The organism is Bradyrhizobium sp. CB82, assembly GCF_029714405.1.
Classification (GTDB): domain Bacteria; phylum Pseudomonadota; class Alphaproteobacteria; order Rhizobiales; family Xanthobacteraceae; genus Bradyrhizobium.
In genome coordinates this window covers 959,450-977,440 of record NZ_CP121650.1, presented here as the reverse complement: position 1 = coordinate 977,440, position 17,991 = coordinate 959,450, and the positions used below count along the sequence as shown (strand labels likewise).

7 protein-coding genes and 1 pseudogene are annotated in these 17,991 nt (G+C 59.6%); 1 reads left to right on the top strand and 7 read right to left on the bottom strand.

The annotated features are described in order from the left end of the window. Positions 1-8: 8 nt before the first annotated feature. On the bottom strand, positions 9-9,287 hold the full coding sequence (locus QA640_RS04625; RefSeq protein WP_283039578.1) for a hypothetical protein: 9,279 nt from the start codon (positions 9,285-9,287) through the stop codon (positions 9-11). A gap of 901 nt (positions 9,288-10,188) precedes the next feature. Beyond that, on the bottom strand, positions 10,189-10,470 hold the full coding sequence (locus tag QA640_RS04620) for a MarR family transcriptional regulator (RefSeq protein WP_283039577.1): 282 nt from the start codon (positions 10,468-10,470) through the stop codon (positions 10,189-10,191). A 38-nt stretch (positions 10,471-10,508) separates the two neighbouring features. On the opposite strand from QA640_RS04620, the pseudogene QA640_RS04615 reads away from it, so the two are divergent. Beyond that, positions 10,509-11,607, top strand: a pseudogene (locus tag QA640_RS04615) (IS630 family transposase). Positions 11,608-11,939: 332 nt separating this feature from the next. On the opposite strand, the gene QA640_RS04610 reads toward QA640_RS04615, so the two are convergent. The 5 genes from QA640_RS04610 to QA640_RS04590 all read right to left on the bottom strand — a co-directional run bounded on the left by QA640_RS04610 (position 11,940) and on the right by QA640_RS04590 (position 17,943). After that, positions 11,940-13,277: a HEPN domain-containing protein gene (locus tag QA640_RS04610; protein WP_283039576.1), complete on the bottom strand. Its 1,338-nt coding sequence runs from the start codon at positions 13,275-13,277 to the stop codon at positions 11,940-11,942. Positions 13,278-13,953: 676 nt separating this feature from the next. Further along, positions 13,954-14,271 (bottom strand): hypothetical protein, encoded by a 318-nt coding sequence (locus tag QA640_RS04605; RefSeq protein ID WP_283039575.1) that lies wholly within the window; start codon positions 14,269-14,271, stop codon positions 13,954-13,956. Between the two features lie 691 nt (positions 14,272-14,962). Beyond that, a complete protein-coding gene (locus tag QA640_RS04600; RefSeq protein ID WP_283039574.1) occupies positions 14,963-15,667 on the bottom strand; it encodes a hypothetical protein in 705 nt (234 codons plus the stop codon). Between the two features lie 81 nt (positions 15,668-15,748). Further along, positions 15,749-16,765 (bottom strand): hypothetical protein, encoded by a 1,017-nt coding sequence (locus QA640_RS04595; RefSeq protein WP_283039573.1) that lies wholly within the window; start codon positions 16,763-16,765, stop codon positions 15,749-15,751. A gap of 479 nt (positions 16,766-17,244) precedes the next feature. Continuing rightward, positions 17,245-17,943 (bottom strand): hypothetical protein, encoded by a 699-nt coding sequence (locus QA640_RS04590; RefSeq protein ID WP_283039572.1) that lies wholly within the window; start codon positions 17,941-17,943, stop codon positions 17,245-17,247. Positions 17,944-17,991 lie beyond the last annotated feature (48 nt).

The window sequence follows — 17,991 nt, the reverse complement described above, 5'->3', positions numbered from 1 at the left end:
GCAGCCACCTATTGCACGAGCTCGACATCGAAATACGAGGCGTATTTCTTCCAATCCTCCGATTGGCAGATCGCCCTGGAGATCACGTCCGCATGTTGAGGCGGCGGCTTCGCAGCGCCCGGAGCCTCAGCAGCACCGGCGGCGACGATCAGCGGCTCGACTGCATCGCTGATGACGTTCCGATCGTTCAGGGCCGCAAAGCGCGTGACGGGCTGCAGCAACCCCGGCTCGAGTTCCCCACTGTCCCCGCCGCTTGACGAGCCAAGCTGCGGCTGGTTGTGCGATGCCGCGACCGAATAGGAGTAGTCGATAAAACCCGCGGAGAACGAGAAGGTGAAAATGGCCTCGCCATACATATTGCCGTTGTCTTCGCCGAGGCTGACGTACAGGCTCGCCGCGAAATTGAAAATCCAGATCGTCATGCTGCCGGCGGCGAGGAAGCTCCCCGCGATCTCGGTCGAATTGACCTCCCCGACCTTGAGAACCCGGATGAAGGTGCCGACCTGAACCTGAACCTGCGCCTCCAGCGGGCCGAAGCTCAGCGAACCGCCACCTCCGAAGAGGAACGAGGCTTCGAAGCCCCGGATTCCGTCGGCGGCCGAGAAGAGCGAGAAATAGCCCGATCCGGCGTAGGGAAGTATGCTGATCGTGAATGGCGCCAGCCGCGTTCCGAGCGACGTCTTGAACAACGCCCCAGCGGACGTAAACGGCAGATCGGCGGACACGTCGAAAATAATGTTGAAGAAGGAAACTTCCCCGATTCCGATGCTTCCAAGGTTGACGCCGTATCCCACTTCAATTCCAAGCGCCCAATCGAGCGGCCCAATATGGAAACCGGCACCATCGCTGGGCGTCAGGTAGGCCTGCAGTTGTTGGATGAAATCGAGAGCCGGGCCGACCTCGTAGGACTGGTAGGCAACATCAAAACGCGGAGCCGCGCCGTTGTTCGCCACAAAACCGGCGCCGCCGAACCGTAGCGTGAGCGCGTCGATGACTGAGCCCACCAGTTTGATGGCGAACGGGCCCAGAGAACCCGACGCGGCGAAATCGGTCTTGCCTTCGTTAAGCAGATCGACCTCGATCTTCGTGGTGAGCACGAAACGCGAGCCCAGCTGCGCCTGGAAGATTGCGTCGGAATCAGGCTCTTCGGTCACAGTACTGGCGAAATTGTAGGAGAACACCGCCTTGGTCGGCACCAGTTGCGCGATCGCATCAAGAATGGCATCGCGGAAGGCCGCGACGTCGATCAACGCAAGGATGTTCCCCTTGAGCACTTGCGCCGCAAGATCCTGAACGTTCCTGGCGATTTGCAGAGGCGCAGATTTTCCCGTGGTCCAACTGTCAAGGAAGCGCACGAAATTGCCGATGATAAGGTCGGGCGGCGCGGCCGGCGGCGTGTAGGCAGCGATATTTTTCAGGACGCCGGCTTCTTCGGCCAGGCGGTCCTTGCTTTCGAGAGCTTGAAGGATCGCGTCGTTATCGGTCGGGTCGTTGACGTCGACACCCGGCGGCGAAGTGTAGACAGGAGCGACGAACAGCGAGCGCCGCGCCTGAAGACTGAGCAACGGCGAGTTGATCTTCTCGGCGGCGCTGTTGCGAAGCTCGAGGAGCGTCTTGTAGGCCGAACTGAACGTCTGTAACGGCGCCTGTGCCGCCACGACCACGGCACGCTGCAGATATTGCGGCAGTCCCTTGGCGCGTGCCTGCAGGGCGCGCCACCCGGCGAAGACGGCGGCTTCGGCCTTGTGCAGGGCGACGGAGAGCTGCTGATAAGTCTGTTCTGTCGTGCTGGTAAAGAGCGTCTGGACGGTCGGCGTCGTGCCCGAGGTAACGACCGGGGTTGCGAGAAGACCGGCAATCGTTGCCGGCGCGGGCCCAATCGGGGTGTAGTTCGCAAATTTCCCAAACACGTCGCCGAGATCTTTCAGCGCCGAGTTCAGCTTATCTTCCTCCGGCTTCAGGCTCAAACCGATTTTGCCAAGCAAAGTGTCGAGCGAAGACAGAGCGTTTACGAGCGTCGTCTTGACGGCCGCGGCGAACTTGCCTCCGTTTACCAGGAACTTGATCAGAACATTTATTGCCGCCGCCAGAGCGGCAGCGACATCTTTTTCCTTGTCCTTCCAGTCGCTGGAATAGCTGTTGATTTGATTGCTGATCGAGAGGCCGGGGATCTGGGCTATCGCGTCAAGCGCAGCTCCAAGAAGGGCGGCGCCCGCGATCACGGTCTTGTTCGCCTCGATAAAGTCCGCAAGACGTTTTGTCGCCTTCGCCAGTGCGTCGCCGATGTCACCGGCAGACTGAGCGCAAGCTTGTTCGTAGCCGGTCAGCTTGACGACAATATCCTTGTCGACGTTCGTCCAGTCGGTCTTCGGAATCAGGGAGACCGCGGCGCCCATTCGGGCAAGTCCGGTAACGAAGGCGCAATACAACGCGCTGGCATCGCCCACCAGGCCGAAATCGGCGGTGTTTGCAGCCGGCCCCTCCATGAGCACACGGGCGTTGCGGATCAAATCCAGGTAGGGCGAAATATCGACGCCCGCTGCGGCCGCCTTAGTCTGTATTTCCTGCAAGTTGTTTGCATTGTCCACCACGAGCCCGGCGACATCGTTGACTACCTTCTGAGCCGATTTTGCAGCCGAGATGAAGGCGTCGAGCGATTTCATCGGATCGTTGGCGGCAGGCGTCGAGGTCGGAGGCGGGAAGTTGCCTTTCTTCTGCGCTGGCGTCCAATCGTGGTAGGTCTTGCAGTTGGCTATTTCCGCCGTGAAGGTCGTGAAATCGTTGCCGGCCGTGGGTGGCATCAAATCGGACGTCGCAAGTTGGGCCTGGAGTCCCTTGAAGCCCTGTCTCAAGGATTGGTCGATCCGGGTAAATGGCTCTTGCCCGACACCAATAATCATATCCGAAAGGGCCGCCAAATCTCCGAGCGACTTGTCGATATTGCCGGCTGAAATATGGGCCCGCAGCTGGCTGGCCCTGTCGATGAGGGCGAATATGAATGTAACCGCACCATAGACTTCCCGCAGCATGGGGGCGTTATCGGGATCCTGGGTTACGGACAGCAGGAAAGTGTCGAGCTCCGATTCTATGATGAAAACGGCCTGTGATTGAGCGCTGCCAAGCTGGGCCTCGACAGCCGTCTTGGCTTGCACGATTGCCGTGTTGACTTTAGCTGCGACAACCGTCTGAAAATTCTTGAAAGTCTCACCAGTCGGTTTGTTGGCCAAAACATCGCCAATGATGGCCTTTGCAAAATCTGAAACTTCAAGCTTCAAATCGCTCTTGAACTGCTTGTTGATGTCGTCCAACGAGGTCCCGATCCCGGTGGCGGTGTTTTGGGCGAGGGCTGCAAGATCGGGCGCGGCAAGCTCGAACGTCAGGGTGTCGTCAAGCTCGTCGCTCGTATCCTGCCCGACAAGGTTCTTCAGCCAGGTGTCAATGGTGTCCGCGTTGAGTATGCTGGCCAGATCCGTTCCGAGCTGCGCCATCGTGTCCCGGAACAGCGCCGTCGGCTGCTGGAACTGTGCAAGCACGTCCTGCACCGCACCCACTGCCGCGGTCTGCAGTCGTGCAACCGGGTTGGAGGCCATGCGGTCGAGCGCGGCGGCGAACGCGCGGGCACTCTCGTAAACGGCGGCAAGATCGAGGAACAAGCGGACCGGATCGTCGTCCCGCTGCGCAGTGGCGATTTTTCCATCGAGGTCGCGCAAACCCGAATCGATTTCGGGAAAGACCTGCGCGAGGCTGATGCCCTTCCCGGGGAATTGCTTCTGTATGTCGTTACTCAGGTTCTGCCATTGCGTCTCCAGTTTCCTTATCGCGTCCTGTAGCGGAGCCAGCACGTGAGTGTGTATTTCCTGGACCAGCTCTTGCGGGTCTCCACCGAGTGCGTCGTCCGAGCCGAATTGCAACGTCTCGCGCAGAACCGGAGCCGCTTCAAGAAGCGAAGCGAAATCGAAGCCCAGGAATTGAAGCAGATGGCGATAGCTGACAACGCCCAAAATCATGGCCGTGTCACTAAAGAAGGCGCTCAGAACTTTACGGATGTCGTCGATCGCATCCGAAGCCGCGCTTGCCGCGTTCGAAGCGCGAGGCGCGGGAACGCCTGTGGTCGGGAGCGAGGCGGCGCCTGAGGCCTGCTTGACCTGGTTAAGATACGGATTTTGCGGATCGAAGAAATCGGCGAGCGAGAGCAGGTTATGAAACTCCGGGGCCGGCGATACCGGATCAATCAATTTGACACCGCCGGAAACCGGGACCTGCCCCCGGGGCTCCGGAGTGCCCAAGGGATCGGTGGATGACGCCGGCCCCGACGCTTCGTAGATGATCGCTCCGCCCGCGCCGATCGGGCCATTTCCCCGGCCGATGGCGACGATGTTCGACTCCGGCCGGCCGATCGCTCCGCTACGGTCGCCGTTGCTGCCCATCGACATGGAAATGCATGTTCGAAGGTTGAGGAAGACCTCGAGCGGATTTGTCGGCTTGTCCGAGCCGGCTGCTTTCGGTGAAAATCCGAAACGCACATAACGTCCGTCGTACTGCACGTCCACGGGCCGCGGAACACCGCCGCTGAAGCGCTCGACGTTCTCGAGGCGGACGGTCGCAGCCTCTACCGAGGGATAGAACGGTGGCTGTTCGGCGCCCTCGAGGATCGCGTTGGTATCGTAGGCGGTAAGGTCTCCGTTCCAGACACCGCCGGAGCTCTTCAAACCGCCATGCACGCTGACGACGATACTCTGGGTCTTCAGGGTACAGTCGCCGGTCTTTGTTTCCGGGGCATAGCGGATATTCTGATCGCGAAGCGCGGCGGTGCGGCGCGATACCCAATCCGGCCATCTGCGATAGGTTTCGACGAGTGCCTTTAGCGACGCACCGTTGGTTGCCGCGATGTTGTCGACGAAGATCAGCGGCATCGACGTCTCGGCGCCGTCGATCGTGAAATCAAATTTGACCAGCCCCTGGTCGGTCTCGTTCACTCGCGGCCAGAACGCGAGGCCGGGAGCCCCTGCCAGGTCGATGCGGCCTCCCACGAGGTTCTCGGGATTTTTGGCGGGAACCTTGGGCAACTGATAGGGGTCTTGCAGGTCTGGCGTCTGCACGGTTAGCATTGTGACGTCCCGCGCGCACCACAGACGCCCGTCGAACGGCTGACCCACGGCCGGATAGGCCTGCGTTTTGCGCCCGACGCGGATGAAAATGCGTTGCACCAGCACCGCTTTCACGCCCAGCGTTTCCGATCGCAGAAACAAGCGCTCCGTCAGCTTGACGAGCGAGGCGCGATGGCCAAGCGGGAACAAATAGCCCTTGTAGACGACCTCTCCGACGATATCGCGCCCGAGCACGATCTCCGCTCGCCAACGCTCGATCGAAAAGCCATCGAATATCTTCCCACCCCACAAATCGTTGGCGCCGGCTGAAGGCAGGAACTGCGTATCGTGGATAAGCGATCCGCCGAGCGCGCTCAGCCAAAGCTCGCGAACGCGCAATTGTTGCGGGCGCTGGATAGCCTGGGCGTCGTCGGCGTCCAGCACCGGAAAATCGTCGCCCGGTTCGATCTGGCCGGAACCGGTGACCAGGCCGCCCGCAGTCTCCAAGCCGGCCGGATCGCCATCGCGCGGCTTGCGCTTGCCGATGACCGGCAGGCCGTAGGCGGAAGAAAGCAGGACCAGCTCATGGCGGTCGTAGGCATCGAGCGCCGAGCGGAAGAACTGCAGGTTGCCGAGTGTCTTGCGGTCGTCATCGCGGCCGCAGAGCAGGCGCAGGATGCGCCAGATGCGGTTGCGCAAGGGCGGGGTACACAGCTCCGTTTCTGAAGCAGGCGTCGGAACCGGCACCAGAGTCGGCGCCGGCGGCTTCGGTACCTGCGTGCCGGGAGGCATCTTGGCGTTGACGCCCTCGGCTGTCAGAGTTGCCGCATCCATCTGCTCCGGCCCGATAAACCAAGGAGCGAGCGGTCCGCGTGGCGGCGCGCCCTGACCGATCTGGCGTAAGTCGCCGGGTTTCAGCCACGTCAGGGCGTTGGGCCGAAGGTCGGGCGAATCGACAATGCGAAGATTGGGCTCCAGCCCATCCAGGGCCAGTTGGGCAACCCACAGGGGTTGATGCGAGCGCCTGACGGGATCGCCCGACTTCATGACGGTGTCGCCGCCGGTGGGTTCCGACGGGGCAACCACCGGCACCGCTCCGGCGTTCTCATGCACAACCTGCCAAGGCAATTTACGCCTGTCGAACCAGATAGCGTCCTGCGCGGTGGACAACGTGAGGCGTGCCGGAATCTCGATCGCGGTTTCGTAGAGCGTCGGCTTTCTGGCAAGCGCGGCGCGAATTTCTCCGAGTCTCTGTTCGGCGTTGACGCCGCCACGCGAGATCCCCTGATAGGTGAGCACCTCGGGATCGGCGAGATTGGCGGCGCGCGTGCCGATCGGCGGCACGATTCCGCTGGTGTTCCCGCTGAACAATTTGCGCGCACGCAAGGTGACGGCCGGCTCGTGCCGCGACCAATCGGTGAGGTCCGCGAATGTGAAAGCGAGTTCGGGATAGGCGAACCCACCGCTGTTTGGCGTCTGTGGCGAAGCGTCGGAGCTATAATTGAGCCCTGCCTCCTCTGCGGTCGCATTCGGCGCCGGCGCGCAATTGATACGGAAGGCCAGCCTGCTCGGCTGCGCGAGCCTTGCATCGCTAAGTTCGGCAAAAGTGGCGGGATCGTCCCCGACAATCTGCTGGATAAAATTCGCGCGAAGCGCTGTTTCGCGATACCCACGCGGGTCTGCAGGCGGAATTCTCCGCGGCACGCCGCTCGCCGTGGGCTGCCAATTCGGGCGGTTATCGTGGGCGAAAAATTCGACATCCATCGAGTCCAGCGTCGCTGGCGCCCAAGGCTGCTTGCTCGTCTTGACGTAGTATTGCTTGATCAACTCGCTGCGATAATAGTCGCGGAACACCCCGTATACCGGCTCTTGTTGCTCGAGCACAGTCTCGTTGCGCAAGGCGTTGGTCAGATAGTAATCGTCAGGGCCCGGGTTACCGGCCTCTGTAGGAGTTGCCGGCGCGAGGAGATGAGTTGTCGCACTCTTGTCGTCAGCGATGAACTTCTTGATGCGGTCGAACGTGTTATTTATCGAGTCAGTAACCGCAGCAGTTGCCATGGCACGCTCGACCTGCCGTGCGATTGCCATCGCATCGGGATCAAGGGCGAAGGGGCCGACATAGATTTGTTGATCGGGCGGGAGGGCCGCCGCATTCGCAGCAGTCTCGTATGCCTTGCAAAAGTCGTTGAAAGCGGGCGAGTTTGGATCTTTGTCCACCTTCCCTTTTCTTATGCTCTTTCGATAATCGATCAGCTTCGGCGTATCGTCCGCATACTGATCGATTTGATTGAGTATGGCATTTCGATCCAGCGTCGGATCCGTCAGGTCCGTAATATCGGGCAACGGGATGTTCTGGCGGAAGATGGCTTCCTCGAATACGTGCTGCGGACCGAATTCCGCCACGAGCACCGGCCGGTCATCGCGAAAATGATCGTTGCCGAGATCGATGACCCTGCACTCGGCATGCCGCGGCCGAATGACGGGCTCAGGGGTCAGGACCAATGTCAGATCCAGGAAACGAAAGCGCAGCTTGACGAGATCGACGTCGCGCGCGACCGCGAGCGTCGCCCGCGACAGATCGAATTGCGCGATCTCCTGTCCGGCGTCGAGCGAGCCTACCCACAGGTAGCTCGATGCGGGCGCGCGGGGAAACTCGCCCGCGGATAGTTCCTTCATCGTGTCGCCGTCTTCATAGACGAGCCGAAAATCCGCCGAGTCGAAGGTCAGCGAGCTGTGGCTTGCATCTCGTAGCGCGAGATCGCTCGCGAACAACGCGAGATCGATCGCGAGGCGCCGTGCCGCAAAAGGCTCGGCCGGCTTCGTTCGATCGAACACCGCCCAAATGGTGACGTCCTGGGCCCCCGTTCGATCACCGCTGGCGATTAGCGTGTCGTCTTCTGGGGGCGCCGCAGCGTTCGAGGAACCGGGCGCCTGCACGGTCGGCGCGGCCACAGATGGAGCAGGCGCGCCTCCGTTCGGTGCAGGCGACGGTTCGGCCACGCTCGATGCCGGCGCGGGCATCGGCTCCGGCGCATTGATTACCAGCCGTCCGATCGATGTGCGCAGTTCGAGTGGCGCCTTCGTTCGCGCTACTGCTCCCCAAAGCGTCCGGCGGATACGCTGATCCTTGATCGGCAAGCGAGATTCCGTGATGGACAGCGTCGCCGCCGTAATTGGCGCTGCAGTGGGGTCGTCATCGTCGGCGATTGTGAGCTTGGCGGCACCTAAGCTCAGCTTGACGAACGTCTGCGCGGACTTCGGGACAAGGGGAGAGATGACTTGGCGCGCCTCCCACTCCAAAGGAGACCCGGACGTTACGAAATCGTGGACGCTGACGCTTGCTCCCGACGTCCCGCCGACACGGAATGGCGAGGATACCGACACCCGGTCATGACGCTGTTTATCGTCCCGCGCAAAGCCGTGAAGAAACGGCAGTTCATTCTCCCGCTGCCACCAACCGAGGGTAAATTTGCCGGCCTTGGCCAGGCCGCCGAAGCTCGTCGCTGCCGCGCCCAGATCACGACTGAGACGCCACAGGCAATCATTCTGGAAGGCAAGCTGGAGCGGTTCGGCCGTCGCGTCATCCGCTGCTACGCGCCGGTCGAACATCTGGCCAAGCCTGACGTTTGCGTTTGCGGCATTTACATACGCGGACAGATTTCCGTCTTGCTGCACGAAATCGCGGAAGGCCTTTTTGGCGCTGGCCCAACGCGAAGCGGGCTGTATCGCGCTCCGCCAAAGATCGGTGGTCAATTCCAGAGCCCAGTGATCCACGCGCTTGCCCGCTGCGATAACGGGCGAGAAGAAAAGCTCCACGGTGAAGGAATTGTCGGCACCGTAGCTTGCGTCGCGAATTCTCAGATGTCTGCGATTGTCGTCGGTCGCATCCACCGCGAGATCGAACCAGGCCTTCGGCCCGAAAGCGGCTGCGATCGCTTTCCACTGCAATTTGTCATCGGGCTTTTGACCCGGAGTGGGGTGAGGAAATTCGCGGACCGTCAACGTTCCCCCGTCCGAAGACAAGTCGAACTCGAGGTCCATCGAAACGTCCGAGCCGGCAAACGCTGTCTCGGCGGCGATGGGCAAGGCTGCGGTTCCAGCCAGAAACCCTCGCCGGGTCAGGTTCGGATTCAAAGTTTCCTGCCGGCCCACAGGACGCGGCATGGCGCGCCTTGCGCGCTCGGTCGCAACTTCAGACACCTTTCCCCCTACCGATCAACCAGCATTGTGCAAACAATTCCCGTTCGAGAGAGTGCACCGTGATGACGACGAGTCGCGAACAACGAGTCTGGACTACGCTGACGTCCGGGCAGCGCAGGCGACGAAGTCCTGTTGCGATTATTTGAGTTTGGATGCCCCACACTAGGGCCGAAAGCCCCTCCGTCCGATAGCTCACGTTTGTAGAAAGCCAACCTGTCAGTTCAGAAACAGGCCCTCGCGCTTACAAAGAGGCGACCTCAACAAGTATCCAAGCCGGCTATGTAAGAGTATGGAATCTATACCTTAGATCGAAATTGCGCTTAAATTGTTTACGATACAGACGCAGGTGTCAACAACCTAAATGCGAATTTGCGGAAGCAAGTTTCTCCGCTGCAGCAATCAGGCCCAGGGCTGACTGTCTGAGTTGATGGACACGATACCTATCGGGCTTCCGGAATTCCCTCGTCGGTGATCTTCAAAGAAACCGCAGGCATAATGAACCAGATCAGGAAATCTGGCTGCTCTTAACAGACGTGTCTAACGTGCTCGACCGCATTGCAGCTACCGCAAGCAGGAGCCGCCCATTCGCTGGGCTGTCGTCGAGACTCCGCCGGACTGCCGAATTATTAGCGGCCGGCCAACTTTTTCACTGATCGCATCGGCTTCGGAATAGCTTGGAACAAGGGTGCTACACAGACCTCACCCGGCTGTGCGGAAAAGACTTATTTTGCGGGATTTTCCGACTCTTTCGGTCGAGTGGCGGAGAGGGAGGGAGCAGTTTCCCGAATTCCTGCCCTTAGCGATATCAGAGGCTTATCGCGCGGCATCAGCCGACTAATGCATTAATTGTACCACCTGACTGTACCAGGTCCAGGGATATGCGGTTCGGTCTAGTGGTTCATCACAGTGATTTTGACGTTTTGATACCGAGCCATTCGAGGATGGGCAAGTTTTCGGGTGGCAAAAGAATCTCGATGCTCCGGGGAACACCGGGCTGACGGCGAATGAAACCGTTTCGTTCGAGGGTGACGATCATCTGGTGGACTGAGGGCGGGCTGACGCGGAAATGGCGCTGAATGTCGGCTTCGGCGGGCGGCTGTCCGAACATGTACGAATAGGTATGGATGAAAGCGAGGTAGTGACCCTGTTTCTCGGTTAAGCACGCGCCTGATTTTTGACTCATGGATCGATTCGTCCCGGCCTCCGACAAGGAGGCGAAGCATGAATGTACGTTATCGGGTCGAATTGAGCCAAGCCGAGCGGGACGAACTGACGGCGATGCTCGGCGGCGGCAAGCATGCCGCCCGCAAGCTCAAGCGGGCGCAGATTTTGCTGGCGGCCGATGCCGGTAGTTGCGACGCGGAGATTGTCCGGACCGTCCGGGTCAGCCTGTCCAGCGTCGGCCGGACCAAGCGCCGCTTCGTGGAAGGCAATCTGGAGCGGGCCTTGAGCGAGGAGCCGCGTGGAGGCCCTGCTGGTGGCGACGGCATGCGCCAAGCCGCCCGCCGGCCGCAAACGTTGGACGCTGACGCTGCTGGCCGACACGATGGTCAAGCTCACCGATCATGACAGCTTGTCGGGCGAGACCGTGCGTCGCCGGCTAGCCGAGAACGACCTCAAGCCATGGCGCAGGGACATGTGGTGCATCCCCCATGTCGATGGCGAATACGTCGCCCGCATGGAGGACGTGCTCGACCTCTACGCCGAGGCGCCGGATCCCGTCCGGCCGCTCGTTTGCTTCGACGAGACCCCCGTCCAGCTCATCGGCGAGGTCCGTCAGCCGATTCCAGCTGAGCCGGGACAGCGCGAGCGCTACGATTACGAGTACCGCCGCAACGGCACCGTCAATCTCTTCGTTACCTTCGACCCGCATCGTGGCTGGCGCAACGTGAAGGTTACCGACCGCCGCGCCGCCGTGGACTACGCGCACTGCATGCGTGAACTCGTCGACATCCATTATCCCAACGCCGCCTGCATCCGTGTCGTGCAGGACAATTTGTCGATCCATAAGCCTGGGGCGCTTTATGAGGCCTTCGCGCCCGCCGAGGCCCGACGCATCCTGTGCCGCCTCGAATTCCACTACACTCCGAAGCACGCCAGTTGGCTCAACATGGTCGAGTGCGAGATCAGCGTGCTTCAGCGCCAGTGTCTCGGCCGCCGCATCGACGACCCCAAAAGGCTGCGAAACGAGATCGCAGCATGGCAACGGCAGCGAAATAAAACCCGAACCCGCATCAAATGGATGTTCACAACCAACAAAGCCCGCGCCAAACTCCGCCGCGCCTATCCAGCCACCGCCAAAGAGTCAAAATCACTGTGATAGACTACTAGGTGCCTCCTAGCGGAGATCGTACTGAACCCCCGGGGGATGCGCCCCACGCGAGGCATGTTAAAATTCGTCTCCAAAGACCCGCCAATTTCGACCACCAGAGCAAGCGGATTTTCGGCGCCAATTCCTATCCAAGTCCCAAATTCATCAGCCCCGGGCATCAGTCCATTGAGTTGCGCCACGGGAGAAAATCGGTCCCCGCTCTGGAGTTTGAGCCCTCAACAGCGCCTACACCAAGGTGAACTCGTCCGTGGCGCATTATTTTCAGATGTCCCGTAGGGCTGAATGGGAATGGAAATCGCGAGCTGGCGAACGGTCATGCCTTAGGAGAACTTCATACGGTCAATCCCCTCAATAAACTCCACCCGAGTTTTGAATTTGCCGACATTCGCGAGAGCGCTTTTCAAAGCGCGATGGGCCATTAGGAAGAAGAGTTCAAGGTTCTCGTCGGAGACAGGAGACCTGCGTCGATGATGAACATAATCGGACCTCGCGCCATATACTGCCTTGCAGCTTGCCACGACACGCAGCCGATCTTCTACGCTCGGAACGGTTAAGAACGCAATTCGCTCACTAAGATTTTGTGAGATGCCCTCGTTAGTATCTTTCAATAGCAGACTCTCGAGCGCCGACAGCGAATACACTAATCGGTCGCTCATGTCTGGAGAAGTCATGCCTTTGCTATAGGTGAGAATGCTGCTCCGCACTGCTAGGGCGAAGTTTGATATGCCTTCGTTTGGGACCAACCCTGCGACGGTGTCGAGAAGTTCGTTTTTCATCATTCGAAGTTCAGTCGTCGAAATACGCCACGGCATGGCATCGTAGATGTAGCCAGACGTGAAATCGAACTGACCTGGCCCTTCAACGCTAAAGGACTTTCTGAGCGGGAGATACTCCGCGCCAGCGGGAGCACATGGGCAGAAATGCCTCCAACTAAATGCAGCGTAGTGAAAAAATCGAAGAAGCCCGATCACATCATTGGCAATCGAATATGCTTTCTGCTGCGCATAAATCTTCTCACCTTCGATCGTAAGAGCGACCGCCGCCCCGCCTTGGAACTGTTTTCGCAGCTTTCTGAAATGCTCAGTAATTTCGATCGTGCGCTCTGGCTGCTCTGAAAAGTGGCGGGTCTCTGCGCGATCAAAGAACGATTTCGACATTGTCACGATCTTTGTCGGGCCAAACTCAAACTCCTGCTCCGTTTCCATTTCCGCAATTGGAATCAAAATGTCGCAGATAGAAACGTCCTTCTCGGCATGGCTCATAAGGAAATTGGAAAACGGTTGCTTGGCCGAAGGCTCTTCCAAGCACCAGTCCAGGGCGACTTTCTGAACGTATTTTTCACTGAGGCACGTCGCCAACACTTTTGTTCCAAGGACCCGATCGATCAGCTTGAGTAAACTAGCGAGGTTTTCACCCGTAAAGCTCGCCGGTTCGGTTCCGCGAAAAGTGAATATCCCTTCAACAAAGCCCAGGCCGTTAGTAACCGTGAGCCGGGGGGCACCAATGATGTGGCGCGAAGTTGCGGCGAAAGATACGAAGCGCTCACCCCAATCTGGGGTAGCGTTTGGCGGACTCTTGGCAGGGGAATCCAACTTGATTGAACTCGCAATCTCGTCCAACGCCGTCGCGGCATTGGGGTGCAGTGGCGTTATGCCCATCCGATTCATCTCCGCGACTGATTTCTCGCGTCCCATAGGTGGAGGCGCGGAACACGGTGTCTTAAGTCCTTCTCCCGGTTTCCTGCCATTCGCGGGCTGAAATCGGTAAGACCGTTGCTCAGCTCGACTCCATGACAAGGCAAGCTACAGGTCGTTGCGGTTGAGCTTTCCGCATGAATAACTGCCCCGTTGTGGACACGGAGGCGCGCCCCAAGCATGTGGAGCTGAGTCGCAAGCTCCCAGCAAAGCATCGCCGAAAAATTTCCACCATTTTCGGCCGCCAGAGCAAGCGGGTTTTCGCCGCCAACTCGTATCAGCCACCAAATTCATCAGCCCTAAGGGCGGTGGTCTATGGAGCTACGCCACAGGGGAAAATCCGCCCCGCCTTGGAGTTTGAGCCCTCAACAGCACCTACACCAGGGTGATCTCGTCCTGGGCGCCTTATTTTCAGGTGTTATGTAGGGTTGGATAGCAAAAGCAAAGGCGAGCTGGCGGGCCATGTCTCGGCTTGGCAGAGGTATGCAATTGCGCCTGCCATGCTGTCGTGACTGGCGGGGTACGGCCGAGCGAGGCGCGTCTCCGCATACGGCTATTTGCGCCTACACAGAGGCCGTCAGATTTAAAAGCTGTCCCGGCCTACGGCTTGAACATCTCATATCATGCTGGATCGGGTCGCCTAATGCCGGGGCTTTAGTGCCCTCGCTACGGGCGCTGCCAGCCGCAGGCTGCCGGCGGCGTTTATTTGCCCCCGCGAATAAAGCTGCAACATAACGCCCTCCGCTTCCTGGATCACGATCTTAGCGCAGCTTACTGGCGCGGGAAGTCCGCAGAACTTCTTCAGCGCCTGCTGCGCGGTCAGCTCCTCATAGCAAACCTTCTTGCACAGGCCGTCGAATGTGCCCTGTTCTGGCGTCTCAAGCGAGAAGGGGAGATGATGTCGCCGCTCGATTGCGAGCGTGCTGTTGTCGCCCCACCGGAGCCATTTATAGCTCACGTCGGCAAGAACGCACTCGCCGTCATTCTCATCAAGGCTCTTCGCGCACTAGCGGAAATAATGTTCCACGACGGCGCACTCGCGTGCGGTGTAAGTCTCGGCAGCGGCCGGGGTGACGAGCAGCCCCAGCGCCAAAGCAATACGGCACACTACTTACCCCTCCAACATCGTCTCCGCGATGGCAGTCTTGATCCATTTGGCCGCCTCTGCGAACAGCTCAGCCTCACGCTTGTTTCTCCCACCGGCACGCCAGCATCCATGATCGCCAAGTGCGTGAAGCCATCCTCAGCTCGGTGCCCTTGCTCGAATTTGCCGACCCAGCGGCCTGCGATCTTGATCTGGTTCTTATCGCGATTTTCGACGTTCTCAGGGCCGAGTGTGGCCTTGATGGCTTCAACCACAATCGGAATGATCGGTGCGAACCGTCGAACATGCGGCCTGTTAGTGGCACGTGCGGCACGAGCTTCGAGGTATGCGACATCTACTTGCATGTACTCCTCCTTTACCTCCGCCACTTGAGCTTGAGCCCCCAACTACACCAAGGTGATCTCGTTCGGGGTGGTCCAAATACCTACGCACGCAGATAGGTGCCGGTGAGGTGACCGCCAACGAATGACTGCTTACCGGACTTTCATCGATGGGCTACGCGCAGTTTCGATCCTTGCGTTTGCTCGTGAGCCTCATCATCTACCTATTGATCGTCGGCATCCTGCTGTGGCTGGTGACCTGGGTGATCGACGCCATCCCGATCCCGGGGCCGATCAACAGAGTGCTCAAGATCGCCGTCGTGGTGATCGGCTGCCTGCTGATCATTCTGCTCCAGCTCGTCGGCGTTGGCACCGGCCTCAACCTTCCGAAGGTTGGTGAGCCAGGCCTCGACCTCATGGAGCGCCTTCGGCAGCCCGCTGCTGATCAGCTCGCGCACTTCCCGGATCTTCTTCAACAGCCGTTGGTCGCGCTTGCCGCCCTCCTTCTCGCCCTCCAGGATCCAGGCATGGACGTCGGCGGGATTGACTGCGGGCAGCGGCACGATCTCGCGCAAGGCCTGGATCAACGCCTGGCCGCGACGGGCCGCATCGTGCAGCTCCTTCTCGGTCTTGGTGTGGATCGGGATGTAGCCGTGCAGCCTGGCAAATTGCGTAGCGGTGCCCTTGAAGTCGGGATCGACCTCTTCGGGCCGCAACGTGGCCTTGGCCAGGCCGTTGGTCTGCTTGATCGTCCTGGGGCGATTGGGCGTGGTGGTGGCGACGATCTCGTGAAGATAGGCGTCGACCAGCGCGGTGGGGTTGGTGTTGCGATGGGCTGCGGCGACCTGCACGGCCTTCCATTCGGCATCGTTGCGAATGACCGTGATGTTGCGCTTTCCCTTGACTTGGTTATTGCTCTTCTTGCTCATTGGTTGTGATCCTGCGCGCCAGGAAGGAGGGAGGCGGCGCGCGCCTCCCTCCCCGTTCCGGTGGTCTGGGTAGCGTGGCGGTTACTCGGCCGCTTTGGCGGCAGCCATCACCTCAACCTTGCCCCATACACGCGGAAACGGCTCGTTGACGCGAAGAGCAAGCTTCTTGACCGGCTCCTGCTTTATCCAGGCGTTGAAGGCCTTGATTACGAGGGCGAGCACATTGTGGCGCGCCATCGGATCCCTGCTATTGAGATCAGCCTCCAGCTCGGCCTGCAGCACGGCCACAGGCTCGCCGGCCCTGGCCGCCGCCTCACGCTGCTCGCTGCCAACCTCTTCGAAGAACTCATCCGCCACGGATTCGTCGTGGGCCTTGAGGATCTCGAAACAGACGACGACCGCGACGTCAGGCTTGGCGATTACCGTCCTTGCCGCCCTGTGCTCGCCTGCCATCAGGTTCGCAGCAATGCGGATCTGCGGATTGGCGATGATGTAGTCGAGCACCATCTTCGGAGCGATCTTGCCTAAAGACTTGGCCTTGGTAGCGCTGTAGCAATCCGCCTCATAGTGCATCTGCATCTTGATGGCGCTGGCCAGGTTGCCAGAGATCTCGCCATAGCCGGCGACCTTAAGGATCTCGGCGTGCGTCCTGGGCTTGCCCTGGTCGTAGTAGGCGAAGATCGACGGGACGTCCTTGCGCAAGTTCACAACGTAGTGGGTGACCGTGAGGCCGGTGATAATCTGGGCGAGCATGCGGTGCTGTAGATCGACGCCGTTCTTATGGGCGTCGAAGATCAGCGGGATGCCAGTCTCCTGAAAGTCGCCCAGCTCCATTTGCTGGGCGAGGTATTTGACGTTGGCCAGGGACGGATCGCGGTTGGCCGCGTTCTTGATCCAGGCCTTGACAGCCCAGACCTTGTCGACGTCGGTCCAGCCATCGGGGTGTACGAAGTCATCCGCGAAGGACTCATTGTCCTTGGCGAACACCTTCATCGCCTCGATATAGCTCTGCCATCCAGTGCTATTGGTAGTTTCCAGGTCGATGGTGGGGAGTAATGCGAGGACGGACGCAGTGTCCGCCGCTTGGGAAGCGGTCATAAAGACCTCCAATGTTGCCGGCGCATCGTTCCCGAAGCTCACTGTCGAGCGAGGGCGCTATCCGGTGTCGCGCAAATTGCGCCCACGCCCGGCGCTTGGCAACTACAAAGTTAATGGAGACGCGCGCATGCCGGGTTACCCCGCCGGTGTTACCTCAGAGAGGTAAAAGGCGGGGCGGGGTGGACAAGCCACCGCAGCGGTAAGGTGGGGCCCGGCAGCCCTTGGAGGGCGCCCGGCGGAATGCTCCTCCCTTTCGGTCAAACTCTGTGCTCAATGGAGCTGCGCCACGGGGGGCTGGGCTCGATTGTTTGTGCTGCCTCTCAAACAGCGGCTCCACCAGGGTGATTTCATCCTGGCTGCCTTATTTTCAGGTGCCAGGTAGGTTGGATGGCTGAGAAAAGCTCGGACTGGCGGGTGAAGACTTCGATTGGCACAGGTATGCATTCTCCGGAGCGCCTTTGCCACAGAGGCAGGACGACCTACTCCGGTCTGGCGGCCAGGTCGCCTCGGCCTATGCGATCCCAGGCTTCACGAAATTCGTCGGTAGCGTACTGTTTTCTTGGAAGCCAGTAGGCCTGGTCCCCATTTTTGTCTCGCACAGCAAGCGTCCTGACCTCGGCTGGCTCTAGAACGTAGCATTCCGGCGTGGTCGCGACGGAGCTGACGACAATCCACCAATCGCCCAACAGATTATCCAATGACTTGCCGAGCGGCACCGCTCCGATGCCCGAAAGCGCCTTTATCTGAATGCCGAGATATTGGTCCGCATCACTATCATAGGCCAGAAGGTCGATCCCGCGTGCGTTCCTGGACGTGGGCATGACATTCCAACCTCTTAACGACAACTGGTATGCCGCAAAATACATCCCGATATTGCCGACGATCTGTCTATTGGGCTGAGCTTTCATTTTCTGCTCGCCGCCTGCCGAGGGTATTTGCATTTGCCCCATGGGCGGATTGCGGTCCGGCCATTCCGGATCAAGTGATCCGACGTTCGCGATCCCATATTGATCGCGTCCGCGCTTAACGACCAACCCGGCCTCCATCATCCTCTTGATCCAGTAGTCGCCACCCTGACTATTCTTCTCGCAAGCATGTCGGACATCGCTAATGTGAAAAGCCTTTTCCCCATGCGAGCGTTGCAGGCGGTGGAAATACTCCATCATTCGGTCGTCCATTGTGCTCCTCCCTTGAACCCAAAATCGACTGAGAACCGGGCCAGACCC